Annotated in this window: 12 protein-coding genes and 1 pseudogene; 2 read left to right on the forward strand and 11 right to left on the reverse strand. The window is 69.6% G+C overall.

Going from position 1 to position 15,074, the window contains the following annotated elements:
• Positions 1-50: 50 nt before the first annotated feature.
• The 7 genes and pseudogenes from SSP24_RS40670 to SSP24_RS40700 all read right to left on the reverse strand — a co-directional run bounded on the left by SSP24_RS40670 (position 51) and on the right by SSP24_RS40700 (position 10,910).
• Complete coding sequence (locus SSP24_RS40670) at positions 51-680, reverse strand: MBL fold metallo-hydrolase (RefSeq protein WP_141316031.1); 630 nt, start codon at positions 678-680, stop codon at positions 51-53.
• Positions 680-1,765 carry an S-(hydroxymethyl)mycothiol dehydrogenase gene (locus SSP24_RS40675; protein ID WP_141316033.1) on the reverse strand — a complete coding sequence of 362 codons (1,086 nt, stop codon included), beginning with the start codon at positions 1,763-1,765 and terminating at the stop codon, positions 680-682. Before SSP24_RS40675 ends, SSP24_RS40670 begins: the two co-directional genes overlap by 1 nt.
• A gap of 114 nt (positions 1,766-1,879) precedes the next feature.
• A complete protein-coding gene (locus SSP24_RS40680; RefSeq protein ID WP_141316050.1) occupies positions 1,880-3,694 on the reverse strand; it encodes a BCCT family transporter in 1,815 nt (604 codons plus the stop codon).
• 327 nt (positions 3,695-4,021) lie between these two features.
• Positions 4,022-4,575, reverse strand: a pseudogene (locus SSP24_RS40685) (chorismate-binding protein); the annotation flags it as partial.
• Between the two features lie 140 nt (positions 4,576-4,715).
• Positions 4,716-7,007, reverse strand: a complete 2,292-nt coding sequence (locus tag SSP24_RS40690; protein WP_141316034.1) for an FdhF/YdeP family oxidoreductase — start codon at positions 7,005-7,007, stop codon at positions 4,716-4,718.
• Between the two features lie 396 nt (positions 7,008-7,403).
• Entirely contained in the window at positions 7,404-8,744 is a 1,341-nt protein-coding gene (locus tag SSP24_RS40695; protein ID WP_141316036.1) for a class I SAM-dependent RNA methyltransferase, read from the reverse strand.
• Between the two features lie 117 nt (positions 8,745-8,861).
• Complete coding sequence (locus SSP24_RS40700; protein WP_141316038.1) at positions 8,862-10,910, reverse strand: APC family permease; 2,049 nt, start codon at positions 10,908-10,910, stop codon at positions 8,862-8,864.
• A gap of 386 nt (positions 10,911-11,296) precedes the next feature.
• Here SSP24_RS40700 and SSP24_RS40705 point away from each other — a divergent pair, with 386 nt between their 5' ends.
• On the forward strand, positions 11,297-11,968 hold the full coding sequence (locus SSP24_RS40705) for a potassium channel family protein (RefSeq protein WP_141316040.1): 672 nt from the start codon (positions 11,297-11,299) through the stop codon (positions 11,966-11,968).
• Positions 11,968-12,645, forward strand: a complete 678-nt coding sequence (locus SSP24_RS40710) for a potassium channel family protein (RefSeq protein ID WP_141316042.1) — start codon at positions 11,968-11,970, stop codon at positions 12,643-12,645. The genes SSP24_RS40705 and SSP24_RS40710 overlap by 1 nt, the downstream gene beginning before the upstream one ends.
• 275 nt (positions 12,646-12,920) lie before the next feature.
• Here the strand turns inward: SSP24_RS40710 and SSP24_RS40715 are convergent, their stop codons facing one another.
• The 4 genes from SSP24_RS40715 to SSP24_RS40730 all read right to left on the reverse strand — a co-directional run.
• Entirely contained in the window at positions 12,921-13,643 is a 723-nt protein-coding gene (locus tag SSP24_RS40715; RefSeq protein WP_141316044.1) for a DUF3159 domain-containing protein, read from the reverse strand.
• A gap of 3 nt (positions 13,644-13,646) precedes the next feature.
• The gene (locus SSP24_RS40720; RefSeq protein WP_105968602.1) at positions 13,647-14,045 is read right to left on the reverse strand and encodes an OB-fold nucleic acid binding domain-containing protein; all 399 of its coding nucleotides are present in this window, start codon (positions 14,043-14,045) and stop codon (positions 13,647-13,649) included.
• An 88-nt stretch (positions 14,046-14,133) separates the two neighbouring features.
• Complete coding sequence (locus SSP24_RS40725; protein WP_141316046.1) at positions 14,134-14,847, reverse strand: response regulator; 714 nt, start codon at positions 14,845-14,847, stop codon at positions 14,134-14,136.
• On the reverse strand, positions 14,841-15,074 hold a 234-nt coding region (locus SSP24_RS40730; RefSeq protein ID WP_141316048.1), incomplete at its 5' end, for a sensor histidine kinase. The genes SSP24_RS40725 and SSP24_RS40730, both read right to left, overlap by 7 nt.

The raw sequence follows: 15,074 nt of genomic DNA on the forward strand, positions 1-15,074 counted from the left end.
GCGATGACCGCGAGCCGACACGGCGGGCGCTCAAGGGTCGCCGGTGGGCGTCAGAAGCCGCGGTCGATCCACTCCTGGAGGTGCGGGGCCTCCGCGGCGATGGTCGTCGTATCACCGTGTCCGGTGTGCACGACGGTGTCGCCCGGCAGCGTCAGCAGCCGGTCCCGGATCGAGTCGATGATGGTCGGGAAGTGGCTGTACGACCGTCCGGTCGCCCCAGGCCCGCCGGCGAACAGGGTGTCGCCGCTGAAGAGGGCCTCCAGGGCCGGTCCGTACAGGCAGACCGCCCCAGGGGCGTGGCCGGGCGTGTGCAGCACGGTCAGCTCGATGCCGGCCACCGACAGGCCCTGGCCGTCGGTCAGTTCGGCGTCCGGCGCCCGGTCGGGGTGGGTCTGCTTCCACAGCGGCAGGTCGTCCGGGTGGAGGAGGACCGGGGCACCCGTGCGCGCGGCGAGTTCGGGCGCGGCGTCGATGTGGTCGTTGTGCGCGTGGGTGCACACGATCGCGGTGAGGCGCCGGTCGCCGACCGCTCGGGCGATGGCCTCGGCGTCGTGCGCGGCGTCGATGACGATCGCCTCGGTGTCGTCACCGACGATCCACACGTTGTTGTCGACGTCCCAGGTGCCGCCGTCCAGCGAGAACGTCCCCGAGGTGACGAGATGTTCGATGCGGGCGGCCATCAGAGGACCACCACCGAGCGCAGCACGTCGCCGTGGTGCATCCGCTCGAAGGCCTTCTCGACCTCGTCGAGCTGGATGGTCTCGGTGACGAAGGCGTCGAGGTCCAGGCGGCCCTGGAGGTAGAGGTCGATGAGCATCGGGAAGTCGCGGCTCGGCAGGCAGTCGCCGTACCAGGAGGACTTCAGGGATCCGCCGCGGCCGAAGACGTCCAGCAGCGGCAGTTCGAGCTTCATCTCCGGGGTCGGTACGCCGACCAGGACGACGGTGCCGGCGAGGTCGCGGGCGTAGAAGGCCTGCTTGTACGTCTCCGGGCGGCCGACCGCCTCGATGACGACGTCCGCCCCGTGGCCGCCGGTCAGCTCGCGGATCGCCTCCACCGCGTCGGTGGACTTCGAGTTGACGGTGTGGGTAGCGCCCAGCTTCGAGGCCGTCTCCAGCTTGCGGTCGTCGATGTCCACCGCGATGACCTTCGCCGCGCCCGCCAGGTTCGCCCCGGCGATCGCCGCGGCCCCGACGCCGCCGCAGCCGATGACGGCGACCGAGTCGCCCCGGCCGACGTTGCCGGTGTTGATGGCCGCGCCGATGCCCGCCATCACGCCGCACCCCAGCAGACCGGCGGCGGCCGCCGACGCGGTCGGGTCGACCTTGGTGCACTGCCCGGCCGCGACCAGCGTCTTCTCCGCGAAGGCGCCGATGCCCAGCGCCGGCGCCAGCTCGGTGCCGTCGAGCAAGGTCATCTTCTGCTTGGCATTGTGGGTGCTGAAGCAGTACCACGGCCGTCCGCGCAGACAGGCACGGCACTGGCCGCACACCGCACGCCAGTTGAGGATCACGAAGTCCCCGGGGGCGACATCGGTGACCCCCTCCCCCACCGACTCCACGATGCCCGCGGCCTCGTGGCCCAGCAGGAACGGGAAGTCGTCGTTGATGCCGCCCTCGCGATAGTGCAGATCGGTGTGGCAGACCCCGCAGGCCTCGATCTTCACCAGCGCCTCACCCGGACCCGGGTCAGGCACGATGATCGTTTCCAGGCTGACGGGGGCGCCCTTGCCCCGCGCGACGACAGCACGGACCTGGTGCGTCATGGCCACTCCTTCTCCATCATGTGTTGCCCATTACGGCACACATCTCATGAACCGCAACACAGCATCGTGGAGTGCCGACCGGGGGTCAAGCAGCTCGACGGGGTCCCGCCGATCTCAGCGGGAGGAGGAGGATGTCGTCTCCGTGGCCTCCGTGGACTGCTGGGACTGCGTGGACTGCTGGGACTGCGTGGACTGCTGGGACTGCGTGAACTGCTGGGACTGCGTGGACTCCGTGCCGTCGTTGCACGCCACAGGGCCGATGCGCAGCTCGAAGTCGCCGTCGTACTTCTCGTGGCCGGTGATGACGGCCGTTTCGATGGCTTCCTTGCCCTTGCGCCCACGGATGATGAGCGGATCCTGGCGCAGATCGCGGGTGAGCGCGATACACAGGCCGACCATCACCAGGGTGAAGGGCGCCGCCGCGAGAATGGTCAGGTTCTGCAGTCCGGTGAGCGCGTCGCCCTTGCCGCCACCGATGAGGAGCATGATCGCGGCGACGGCTCCGGTCAGCACACCCCAGAAGACGACGACACCACGGGTCGGTTCCAGGGACCCGCGCTGCGAAAGCGTACCCATCACGATCGAGGAGGCGTCGGCGCCGGAGACGAAGAAGATCCCGACGAGGATCATCACGACCACGCTCGTCACCGTGGCGACCGGGTACTGCTGGAGCACGTCGAAGAGCTGGCCCTGGGCGGTCGAGGCGCCGCTGAGGCGCTTCTCGTCCTGGAGGTGCATCGCCGAGCCGCCGAAGACGGCGAACCACAGCAGACTGACGGTGCTGGGCACCAGGATGACCCCGCCGACGAACTGCCGGATGGTCCGGCCGCGGCTGATGCGCGCGATGAACATGCCGACGAAGGGCGTCCAGGAAATCCACCAGGCCCAGTAGAAGACCGTCCAGCCGGCCAGCCAGTCGCCGACGCCCTCCCCGCTCGACACCTCGGTTCGCCCTGCCATCTGGGTCAGGTCGCCGAGGAAGGCGCCGATGGAGGTGGGCAGCAGGTCGAGGATGAAAATGGTCGGCCCGACGAGGAACACGAAGACTGCCAGGCTCAACGCCAGCACCATGTTGATGTTGGACAGCCATTGGATGCCCTTGGCGATCCCGGACACCGCCGAGGCGACGAAGCCCACGGTCAGCACCGCGATCACGGCGACCAGCAGGCCGGTGCCGACGGATCCCATCCAGCCCAGTCCGGTGAAGCCGCTGCCGATCTGCAGGGCACCGAGTCCCAGGGAGGCCGCGGAGCCGAAGAGGGTGGCGAAGATGGCGAGGATGTCGATGATCCGGCCACCCCACCCGTTCGCCCGCTTCTCGCCGATCAGCGGGGTGAACACAGCACTGATCAGCTGCCGGCGGCCGCGCCGGAAGGTGCTGTAGGCGATGGCCAGACCGACCACCGCGTACATCGCCCACGGATGCAGCGTCCAGTGGAAGAGGGTGGTGGCCATGGCGGTCTCCATGGCCTCGTTGGCGTCGGCCGGGTTGGTGCCCGGCGGCGGCGTGACGAAGTGGGACAGCGGCTCGCTCACGCCGTAGAACATCAGGCCGATGCCCATGCCCGCGCTGAACATCATGGCGATCCACGAGACCGTGCGGAACTCGGGCTGCTCACCCTCCTCGCCCAGGGTGATCCGCCCGTAACGGCTGATCGCCAGCCAGAGGGCGAAGACCACGAAGCCCGAGGCGGTGAGGACGAAGGCCCAGCCGCCGTTGCGGATGGTCCCGTCCAGCAGCTTCCCGGACACGCTCTCCAGCGTGTCGGTCGCGACGGCACCCCACACGACGAAGGCGAGCGTGAGGACCGCGGCGACACCGAAGACGATCAGGTCGGTCCGAGGGCCGGCGGATGCCGCCGGGCTTTCTGGCAGATCCGCTTCGCTGGGATGGCTACGGCTCCCATCCCTTTCGAGGGTTTTGTGCATCAGCTCGTCCTTTCCACAGACGGCAGTGGAGTCTTTGTCGCGGACGACGACGGGGGAACTCGTCGGTGATTCCGCCTGACCCGGCACGCCGGAGCGGATGGGAGAACGACGAGAGAAGGGGAGGCGAAGCGGCCGCCATGGTGCGTCGTTGCGAATAATGCATCGGCATTCACTATGGGCAACAACCATCTGGGCCCCGGGGAGGGCTGTCAAGGGGGTCGGCGTGCTGAGTTGTCCGACCGCAACCGACCCGTCGCCACGGACGGCCGCGCCGGTACGCACCCGACGCCACCGTGAGCAGCCGCCGCGCCTTCTCGGACCGCGAGGAGCGGTGCGGTCGATCCAGAACGTGCGGATGCCTACGGCGAGTTGACCCGTTCCGCGGTCGGCGTCGACCCAGCCCACGCCGCCGCAGTACGGGCCGCGGGGCGCGGTCTCCAGCGCCGCGATGATGCGCAGCGCTGGATTTGGGGGTGAGGTCCGCGGCGGTGCGACCGGTGCCCTTGATCGAGCCGGACTCGACGTACGGCCGTCCCGGCTGAGGTGGAGCTCGGACGAGGCAGTGGCGATCTCCACGCCGTGCGCTGGGAGGCGCACGGCGCCGGCGTACGGCACGGGGTTACCGCGCGCCAGTAAGGCGGTGAGGGCGTCGACATCGGCGCGCTCCGGGTCGGCAGCGGTGCGGACAGGACGCGGCACAGGTTGACCTGGTACACCTCGCCGGCCGCGATGTGCTCGCGGCTGTATCGATATGCGGCTCCGCCTCGGGGCCGGACCCCGGCGGTGCAGGCGGCCCGGTCGAGGGAGGACGTCCAGGCGTCCGGGTCCGGCCCGCGCCACGCGCCGGGCTCGACGGCGGGCACGGGCGCCCGGCGTACGTCCGCTGGTCACGGCCCGGAGGTCGGTGGCGAGCGGGCCGGCGGGGCGAGGTCGTACAGGCGTCCGCTCATCGGTCACCACCTTTCCGGAGGGGAACGTACGAACGGCGGGCCGATGCGCGCCCGCCATTGGGCGGCTGGGCCTAGGACACCGGTTCCAGTCGGACGACGATGGACTTCGACGTGGGCGTGTTGCTGACGGCAGCCGTGGAGTCCAGGGGTACGAGGACGTTGGTCTCGGGGAAGTAAGCGGCGCAGCACCCGCGCGGCGTCGGGTACGGCACGACCCGGAAGGACGGTGCCCTGCGCTCCACGCCGTCCTCGTACTCGCTGACGATGTCGACGAGGTCCCCTTCGGCGAGGCCTCGGTCGGTGAGGTCGTCGGGGTGCAGGAAGAGGACGCGGCGGCCCTGGTGGATGCCGCGATAGCGGTCGTCCAGGCCGTAGATGGTGGTGTTGTACTGGTCGTGGGAGCGCAGCGTCTGCAGCAGCAGCCGGCCCGGCGGGGCCTTGGGGCTCTCCAGCTGGTTGACCGTGAAGTTGGCCAGGCCGGTGGCGGTGGTGAACCGGCGCTCGTCGCGGGGCGGGTGGGGCAGGGCGAAGCCGCCCGGCCGCCGTACCCGGGCGTTGAAGTCCTCAAAGCCGGGGATCACGCGTTCGATGCGGTCGCGGATACGGTCGTAGTCCGCCTCGAACTCCTCCCACGGCACCCGCGGAACCGCTTCCCCGAGCGTGGCCCGTGCCATCCGGCAGATGATCGCGACCTCGCTCAGCAGGTGCTCGGACGCGGGCGCGAGCCGCCCCCGCGAGAGGTGGACCATGCCCATGGAGTCCTCCACCGTGACCAGCTGGGGCCCGGTTGGCCGTAGATCGGCCTCGGTCCGGCCGAGGCACGGGAGGATGAGGGCCTGCTCCCCGGCGATGACATGCGAGCGGTTGAGCTTGGTCGAGATCTGGACGGTGAGGCGGCACCGGCGCAGCCCATGCTCGGTCAGGTCGGTGTCGGGAGCTGCGGCGACGAAGTTGCCGCCCAGCGCGACGAAGACCCGTACCTCACCGTCGCGCATGGCGCGGATGCTGTCGACCGCGTCATGGCCGTGGTGGCGCGGGGGCGTGAAGGCGAACTCGGCGCCGAGCCGGTCCAGGAAGGCGTCGTCCGGCTTCTCGTAGATGCCCATCGTGCGGTCGCCCTGCACGTTGGAGTGCCCGCGCACCGGGCACAGGCCGGCGCCCGGGCGGCCGATGTTGCCGCGCAGCAGAAGGAAGTTGACGACGTCCCGGATGGTGGGCACGGAGTGCTTGTGCTGGGTGAGTCCCATCGCCCAGCAGACGACGATCTTGTCGGCGGCCAGCACCTGGCGGAACGCGGTCCGGATCTCCTCCTCGGGCAGACCGGTGGCCTGAAGGATCTCGTCCCACGACGCCTTGCGGGCGTACTCGGCGAACTCCTCGAAGCCGTGCGTGTACCGCTCGATGAAGGAGGTGTCCAGGGTGCCGGGGGCCTCGTCCTCCGCCTCCAGCAGCATGCGGTTGAAGGCCTGGAAGAGTGCCTGGTCGCCGCCCAGCCTGATCTGCAGGAACTGATCCGCAAGCCGTGTACCGCCTCCGATGATGCCGGAAGCCCGCTGGGGGTTCTTGAACCGCAGCAGCCCGGCCTCGGGCAGAGGGTTGACCGCGATGACGCAGGCGCCCCTCTCCTTGGCCTTCTCCAGCGCGGAGAGCATGCGGGGGTGGTTGGTGCCGGGGTTCTGGCCGACCACGAGGATGAGATCGGCCTCGTAGAGGTCGTCCAGGCGGACACTGCCCTTACCGATGCCGATGGTCTCCGTCAGCGCCGAACCGCTGGACTCGTGGCACATGTTGGAGCAGTCCGGCAGGTTGTTGGTACCGAAGCCCCGGACGAAGAGCTGATAGAGGAACGCGGCCTCATTGCTCGCCCGTCCGGAGGTGTAGAAGGCGGCCTGATCCGGGTGGTCGAGGGCGGCGAGTTCCCGGGCGATCACGGCGAACGCGTCGTCCCAGGAGATCGGCCGGTAGCGGTCGGCGCCGGCCGGGCGGTACATCGGGTGGGTGAGGCGTCCTTGCTGCCCGAGCCAGTAGTCGCTGCGCGGAAGCAGATCCTCCAGGGTGTGCTCGGCGAAGAAGTCCGGGGTGACCCGGCGTACGGTGGCCTCCTCGGCCACGGCCTTGGCCCCGTTCTCGCAGAACTCCGCCTTGTGCCGGTGTTCCGGTTCGGGCCAGGCGCAGCCGGGACAGTCGAAGCCCTCTTTCTGGTTGACCCGCAGCAGGGTGAGCAGGCTGCGGCGGGCCCCCATCTGTTCGCCGGCGTGCCGCAGCGAGGAGGTGACCGCGGGGATGCCGGCGGCGTACTCCTTCGGAGGGCCGACCCGCAGACGGGCGTCGCCGGGGTCCTCCGCAGGTGGCTTGCGAGTCATCTGTAGCACCACTCCGCGGTTGGGGAAATCAGAGCCATACCATGACCGATGGTTGCATATAACAAAACAGTAGCGCGATACGCAACATCGAAGCTCCAGGAGCGTCCTCCTGTCAAGACCGAGCCCGCATCAGGCTCCGGCGGAGGATCGGCCTGCACCGCGAGCCAAAGACACGCGCCGACCGTTGGCTGGATCAGGCTCCAAGATCGCGCACCGTCCGGTTCGAGCTCTGCGCCGCTGCCCCGAGCCTGCCCGGCAGTGGCTGATCGCGTCCGTCTCCGCGCGCGCCTCACCCTGCCGTGCCTGGCCGTCGACCTACCGGCCGTCCGGCGCCCACCTGTTGGAAACAGGTCGGCCTACACCGCCCCTAACCGGGGAACCGGAGAAGCCAGCAGGTCAGACGCCCTTTGCGGCAGGTTCGAGAATCGCCACGCACTCCACATGATGAGTCATCGGAAACAGATCAAACGCCCGCAGCATCCGCACCCGATACCCCCCATCCCGGAAGTACCCCAAATCCCGCGCCAACGCCGCCGGATCACACGCCACATAAGCGATCCGCCGAGCCCCCAGCGACGCCAGATGTTCCACCGTCTCCCGCCCCGCCCCCGCCCGCGGCGGATCCAGGACGATGAGGTCGACCTCGGTGATGCCCGTGCGCGGCAGGACCGTCTCCACCCTGCCCTGCTCGATCCGCACCCGCGGAAACTCCGCGAGGTTGTGCCGCGCGTCCTCCACCGCCCGCTTGCCGGACTCGATGCCGAGGACCGCGCCCTTCTCCCCCACCCGGTCGGCGAGCGCGCCCGCGAAGAGGCCGACGCCGCAGTACAGGTCGAGCGCCATCTCGCCCTTGCGCGGCAGCAGGCCCTGCATGACCGCCGTCACCAGCGTGTCCGCGGCCTTCGGATGGACCTGCCAGAAACCGCCGCTCCCGACCCGGTACGTACGGCCGTCCGCGCGCTCGCGCACGAAGGGGCGGCCGTGGACGCGGTGCACGCCTCCATCCTTCTCCCCGACCCGCATCACCGACACCGGCCGGTCCAGCTCCACGATCGGCAGCCGCTCCCCCGGCCGCGGCGTCAGAATCACCTGCCGGTCCTGCGACCCCGTCGCCGCGATCGCCTCGATCGACGCCATCCCGGGCCACTCGCGCTTCTCGATGCCCAGCTCACTGACACCCTCGGCCGCGATCATGCAGTGGTCGATCGGCTCCACCTCGTGCGAGCGGTGCCGGCGCAGACCCGCACGCCCCGCACCGTCCACCGCGTACTGCACCCGCGTCCGCCACTGCGGCACCTGCCCCGCCGGCAGCTTGTCGCCCTCGGCCGGCATCACCGTGCCGTCCCAGCCCACCTCCTCGGGCGTGAGCCCCGCGAGCCGCCGCAGCTGCTCGGCGATCACCTCGCCCTTCAGCCGCCGCTGCGCCCCCGGCTTGGCGTGCTGCCAGTCGCAGCCACCGCACCGGCCGGGGCCGGCGTAGGGGCAGGGCGCCTCGATGCGGTCCTTGGACGCCGACAGCACCTCGACCGCGTCCGCCCGAAGGTAACGCGCGCCCTCCTCGCCCTCGGTCACCCGGGCGACGACCCGCTCACCGGGCAGCGCGTGCCGGACGAACAGCACCTGACCCGACTCGGTGCGCGCGATGCAGTGCCCGCCATGGGCGACGGGGCCGACCTCGACCTCGTACTCCTCCCCGACGAGCGACCCCACCTGCGGTTTCTTCGGTTCTGCCTGCATGGCGGGGGCGCTCCAGATACGAGAGAGGGTACGACCGGACAACAGCCCACCAGTCTACGTGCTCCCCCACCCGCCGATACCGAGCACCAAACCACAGTCCCCGGCACCGGCCCCCAGTCACTCCTTGCCGCTCGGCTCCCGCGGCCGCTCCTGCGCCGGCCCGCGTCGCACCGACCCGGGCGCGTTCCACTCCTGCCGCTTCCCGGCCCGCTTCTTCGCGGCCTCGGACGACGCCAGCTGATACGGCACCGACGTCACCATCACCCCCGGCGTGAACAGCAGCCGCCCCTTGAGCCGCAACGCGCTCTGGTTGTGCAGCAGATGCTCGTACCAGTGCCCGACAACGTACTCCGGGATGATCACGGACACCACGTCGCGCGGCGACTCCCGCCGCAGCCCCTTGACGTACTCGATGACCGGCCGCGTGACCTCGCGGTACGGCGAGTCCAGCACCTTCAGCGGTACGTCGATCCCGCGCCGTTCCCACTCCTCGCGCAGCACCTTGGTGTCGGCCGGGTCGACGTTGACGCTGAGCGCCTCCAGGGTGTCCGAGCGCAGCAGCTTGGCGTAGGCCAGGGCGCGCAGCGCCGGGCGGTGGATCTTGGAGATCAGGACCACCGAGTGGATCCGCGAGGGGCGGACGCTGTCGTCACTCGGCCCCTCGGGGGCCGAGAGCTCCCGGGACACGTGCTCGTAATGGCGGCGGATCGCGGTCATCATCACGTAGAAGATCACCATGCCGAGCAGCGCGACCCAGGCGCCGTGGCTGAACTTGGTGACCAGGACGACGACCAGGACCAGGGCGGTGAAGAAGGCGCCGAAGGCGTTGATCGCGCGGGAGCGGATCATGTGGCGGCGCTTGGCGGGGTCGGTCTCCGTGGCCAGATGCCGGTTCCAGTGCCGGACCATGCCGGTCTGGCTGAGCGTGAAGGACACGAACACGCCGACGATGTAGAGCTGGATCAGCCGCGTGGAGTCGGCCTCGTAGATCCACACCAGCAGCGCGGCCGCGCCGGCCAGCAGCACGATGCCGTTGGAGAACGCGAGCCGGTCGCCGCGCGTGTGCAGCTGGCGCGGGAGGTAGCGGTCCTGGGCGAGGATCGAGCCGAGCACCGGGAAGCCGTTGTACGCGGTGTTCGCGGCGAGGAACAGCACCAGCGCGGTGGCCGCGGCCAGCACGATGAAAAGGAAGCTGCCCTTGCCGAAGACCGCCTCGGCGACCTGCGAGATCACCGGGTTCTGCACATAGTCGGAGCCGACCGGGACGCCCTTGTCGAGCAGGTCGTGGGCCGGGTTCTCGGCCATCCGCACGTTGGACGCCATGGCGAGGCCGATGATGCCGCAGAACATGGTGACGGCCAGCAGGCCCATCAGCGCCAGCGTGGTCGCCGCGTTCCGCGACTTGGGCTTGCGAAAGGCGGGGACGCCGTTGGAGATCGCCTCCACGCCGGTGAGCGCGGCGCAGCCGGAGGAGAAGGCCCGCAGCAGGAGGAACAGCAGGGCGAAGCCGGCCAGGCCCTCGTGCTCGGGCTTGATCTCATAGCCCGCCGTCGGCGCCCGCATGGTGTCGTCCAGCACCAGACCGCGGAAGGAACCCCAGGCGATCATGATGAAGACGCCGGCGACGAAGACGTACGTCGGGATGGCGAACAGCGTGCCCGACTCCTTGACCCCGCGCAGGTTCATCAGGGTCAGCAGCAGGATCACGGCCATCGCGCAGGCGACCTTGTGCTCGACGACGAACGGGATCGCCGAGCCGAGGTTCTCGATGCCGGAGGAGATGGAGACGGCAACGGTCAGGACGTAGTCGACGAGCAGCGCGCTGGCGACGGTGAGGCCGGCCTTGGGGCCGAGGTTGGTGGTCGCGACCTCGTAGTCGCCGCCGCCGCTCGGGTAGGCGTGCACGTTCTGCCGGTAGGAGGCGACGACCGTGAACATCAGCACGACGACCGCGGCGGCGATCCAGGGGCTGAAGTGGTAGGCCGACACACCCGCGATGGACAGGACCAGCAGCACCTCGCCGGGCGCGTACGCCACGGAGGAGAGCGGGTCGGAAGCGAAGACGGGGAGTGCGACGCGCTTCGGCAGGAGTGTTTCTCCCAGCCGGTCACTGCGCAGTGCGCGCCCGATCAGGATCCGTTTGGGCACGTCGGTCAGTTTGGACACAACAGAGGATCGTAAGCCTTCGAACAGGGGCTCGCCCACCGGCCTCCCCGGATCTGCCCCCCGAGTGAAATACCCGGCAGGTCAGACCACGGATCCGGCGGGCACACCGATCCGCATGTCTATATGACAAAACCCTTCCCGTACGGCCTTCCTGCCCCGTTCTTCGGAGGTCCCATGCCCGCGACCGCAGAGCTCATCGGCGCCACCGCCGCCCTCATCGGCCTCGGCATCCTCACCGTCCTCAGTGTCTGGAGCATCAGCCGCCGTTGACCACCGCAAACCGTGCACGGGGGTCCCCGACCTGGACCGTGCGTGTGTAGCTTGGTCAGCGGTCTGAGACCCTGTTTCAAGCCAAGTCAACATCTCCTGACCTCGGAAGGACGGTCGTGCACATCGTCATCATGGGCTGCGGCAGGGTGGGTTCCGCCCTCGCCCAGACCCTGGAGCAACAGGGGCACACGGTCGCCGTGATCGACCAGGACCCCACCGCCTTCCGACGACTGGGCTCCTCGTTCGGTGGCCGTAGGGTCACCGGCGTCGGCTTCGACCAGGACACCCTGCGCGAGGCCGGCATCGAGGAGGCCGGCGCCTTCGCCGCGGTCTCCAGCGGCGACAACTCCAACATCATCGCCGCCCGCGTGGCCCGCGAGATGTTCGGCGTCGAGAACGTCGCCGCCCGTATCTACGACCCCCGCCGCGCCGAGGTCTACCAGCGCCTCGGCATTCCGACGGTGGCCACGGTCCGCTGGACGGCGGACCAGATGCTGCGCCGGCTGCTGCCATCCGGCTCCGAGCCGCTGTGGCGTGACCCCACGGGCGGCGTGCAGCTCGCCGAGGTGCACGCCTCCAGCGCCTGGGTCGGCCACAAGATCAGCAAGCTCCAGGAGGAGACGGGCGTCCGCGTGGCGTTCCTCACCCGCCTCGGCGAGGCCATCCTGCCCACCTCGCAGACGGTGTTGCAGGAGGGCGACCTGGTGCACGTGATGATGCGCAGTGACGATGTCGAGAAGGTCGAGGCGTCGTTCGCCGAGGGACCCGAGAAGGAGGGCGGTCACTGATGCGCGTCGCCATTGCCGGAGCCGGCGCGGTCGGCCGGTCGATCGCCGGTGAGCTGCTGGAGAACGGCCACGAGGTCCTGCTCATCGACAAGGCGCCGACCGCCATCTCGGTCGAGCGCGTCCCGCAGGCGGAGTGGCTGCTCGCCGACGCCTGCGAGATCACATCCCTGGACGAGGCGGCACTCCAGCGCTGCAACGTCGTGATCGCCGCGACGGGCGACGACAAGGTGAACCTGGTCGTCTCCCTGCTGGCCAAGACGGAGTACGGCGTCCCGCGCGTCGTCGCCCGCGTCAACAACCCGAAGAACGAGTGGCTGTTCAACGAGGCCTGGGGCGTCGACGTCGCCGTCTCCACCCCGCGTCTGATGTCGGCCCTGGTCGAGGAGGCGGTCAGCGTCGGCGACCTGGTCCGCCTGCTGCGCTTCAGCCACGGCGACGCCAACCTCGTCGAGCTGACCCTGCCGGAGGAGTCGGCCCTGGCCGGCACCCAGGTCGGGGACGTGGAGTGGCCGGAGGACACCTCGCTGGTCACCATCATCCGCGGCACCCGCGTCCTCACCCCGACCCAGGAGGACTCCCTGGAGGCGGGCGACGAACTGCTCTTCGTGGCCGCGCAGGCCCGTGAGGAGCAGCTGGAGGATCTACTGTCGGTCCGCCGGGAGCACCGGGCGGACTAGGGCCTGTCCGGCGGATCATGCCGGCGTCGCGGGGCTTGGCACGCCCTCCCCCAGAGGGGGTACCCCCAGCGGCGTTGTCGTCGGTTGCCGACGCTCCGCGTCGACGCCCTCCTCCGCCTTGCAGCTGGACGCACCAAGCCCCGCTCACCAGCGCTGATGAGATGCCGTTCCTTGCAGCCGGCCTGATCCGCCGGACAGGCCCTAGCTCGGATACGACGACGAGGGCGCCCTGTGCTTTCAGGGCGCCCTCGTCGTCGTATCCGACCGGAAGTCGCCTACTCCGCCGACCGCGCCGCCTCGGCCTCCTGGCGCTTCTCCTCCGCCTCCATCTCGGCGAAGACGTCGATGGGCGGCGGCGCCTTGGCCAGGAAGACCCAGGTCAGCCACACCGCCAGCAGGAAGGGCGGGATCTTCAGCGTGACCAGGACCCAGCCGAGCTGTGTGGTGTCCGCCCACCAGTACAGCGGGAAGAGGATCGCGCACTTGGCGAGCAGGATCAGTCCCCACGCCCAGCTGGCCTTGGCGTACGCCTTCTTGCGGCCGGGGTTGCGGGTGCGCCAGGAGAGGTTCTCCTTGAAGACCGGGCCGAGCATCACACCGATCAGGGGCACACCGGCCAGCGTGGTGATGATGTACGCCAGCGCCAGGCCCAGTGTGTAGAGCATGCCCGGCAGGTAGAAGTCCTTGGCCTCGCCGGTCATCATCGCGAAGACGACACCGAAGGCCACGCCGAAGACACCGCTGAAGGCGTGCTTGACGGTGTCCCTCATCGCCAGGCGGACCACCACGAGCAGCACGGACACACCCAGGGCGGCCAGCGCCGACAGGTGCAGGTCCTTGTTGATCGTGTAGATGGTCACGAAGAGCAGGCCCGGCAGCACCGTCTCGATCATGCCCCGCACGCCGCCGAAGGCCTCGAACAGCGCGGCCTCCGTCACTGCCCGGTTGTCGTGCTCCGTGTCTTCGGTGTGCTCAGTCGGCTTGTCGAGCGACGTCACCGGCTACTCCCGTCCGAGGGGTCTCAGTTCGTACTTGGGGTTGAACAGCACCCGGCGGCCCCGGCTCATGGAGATCCGGCCCGATGCGATCAGCTTGCGCCCCGGTTCTATCCCGACGATGGAGCGCCTGCCGAGCCACACGACGTCCAGTGCGGCGGAGCCGTCGAACAACTCGGCCTCCAGGGCCGGGACCCCCGCGCGCGGACGCAGCGTGACCGTGCGCAAGGTACCAGTAACCGTGACGATCTGCCGGTCATGACAGTCACCGATGCGCGTACAGCCCGCGGTCTCGGCGTCCTCCCGCAGCTCCTCGGACTCCAGGTCCTCCTGCGAAGAGGAGAGCCGGTCGAGCATGCGCCGGAACCGGCCCACCGGCTTTTCGGAACGAGGAACAGCACTCATGTCTGAAGCCTACCGGGGTGGACTGACAGCAACGTACCCCCAGTCAGTACCCCGGTGCCACGGCCCGAACCGGCACCCGGGCCCCGACTCACCTCTCGAAGCGATACCCCATCCCCGGCTCCGTGATGAAGTGCTTCGGATGAGACGGATCCACCTCCAGCTTCCGCCGCAGCTGTGCCATGTACACGCGCAGATAGTTCGTCTCCGTCCCGTACGACGGCCCCCACACCTCCTGCAACAGCTGCTTCTGGCTGACCAGTCGGCCGGTGTTGCGCACCAGCACCTCCAGCAGATGCCACTCCGTGGGCGTCAGCCGTACGTCCCTCCCGCCCCGGTTGACCTTCTTCGCGGCGAGGTCGACGGTGAACTCGTCGGTCTCCACGACCACCTCGTCCTCACCGGCCCCGGCGGGCTCGGCGCGACGGACGGCAGCCCGCAGCCGGGCGAGCAGTTCGTCCATGCCGAAGGGCTTGGTGACGTAGTCGTCGGCCCCCGCGTCGAGCGCCTCGACCTTCTCGTCGGAGGAGTGCCGGGCCGACAGCACGATGATCGGCACCCGGGTCCAGCCGCGCAGCCCCTTGATCACCTCGACGCCGTCCATGTCGGGCAGCCCCAGGTCGAGGACCACCACGTCGGGGTGGCGGGCGGCGGCGAGCTGGAGGGCGGTGGCCCCGTCGTGGGCGGCGTCGACCTCGTACTTGCGCGCCTTGAGGTTGATTACGAGGGCGCGCACGATCTGTGGCTCGTCGTCGACCACGAGCACTCTGGGGGTCTGGGGAGCACCCCCAGTGACACTCACCATGAAACCTGCCTTTCTGAAGGTACGGAGAGAAACTCGGGGCGCGTTCCCGCGCGGAGCGTGAGGACCATGGTCAGGCCGCCGCCGGGTGTGTCCTCGGCGTTGAGGGTGCCGCCCATGGCCTCGGCGAAGCCCCGGGCGACCGCGAGGCCGAGGCCCACTCCGGCCCCGCGCGGGGCGTCGCCGTACCGCTGGAACGGCGCGAAGATGCGGTCCTTCACGTCGTCCGG

The sequence above is a fragment of the Streptomyces spinoverrucosus genome, from assembly GCF_006539505.1.
Lineage (GTDB): Bacteria > Actinomycetota > Actinomycetes > Streptomycetales > Streptomycetaceae > Streptomyces > Streptomyces spinoverrucosus.

Coding starts and splice junctions, on each gene's coding strand:
- SSP24_RS40670 (WP_141316031.1), bottom strand. CDS start 680: ATGGCCGCCCGCATCGAACATCTCGTCACCTCGGGGACGTTCTCGCTG.
- SSP24_RS40675 (WP_141316033.1), bottom strand. CDS start 1,765: ATGACGCACCAGGTCCGTGCTGTCGTCGCGCGGGGCAAGGGCGCCCCC.
- SSP24_RS40680 (WP_141316050.1), bottom strand. CDS start 3,694: ATGCACAAAACCCTCGAAAGGGATGGGAGCCGTAGCCATCCCAGCGAA.
- SSP24_RS40690 (WP_141316034.1), bottom strand. CDS start 7,007: ATGACTCGCAAGCCACCTGCGGAGGACCCCGGCGACGCCCGTCTGCGG.
- SSP24_RS40695 (WP_141316036.1), bottom strand. CDS start 8,744: ATGCAGGCAGAACCGAAGAAACCGCAGGTGGGGTCGCTCGTCGGGGAG.
- SSP24_RS40710 (WP_141316042.1), top strand. CDS start 11,968: ATGCGCGTCGCCATTGCCGGAGCCGGCGCGGTCGGCCGGTCGATCGCC.
- SSP24_RS40720 (WP_105968602.1), bottom strand. CDS start 14,045: ATGAGTGCTGTTCCTCGTTCCGAAAAGCCGGTGGGCCGGTTCCGGCGC.
- SSP24_RS40725 (WP_141316046.1), bottom strand. CDS start 14,847: ATGGTGAGTGTCACTGGGGGTGCTCCCCAGACCCCCAGAGTGCTCGTG.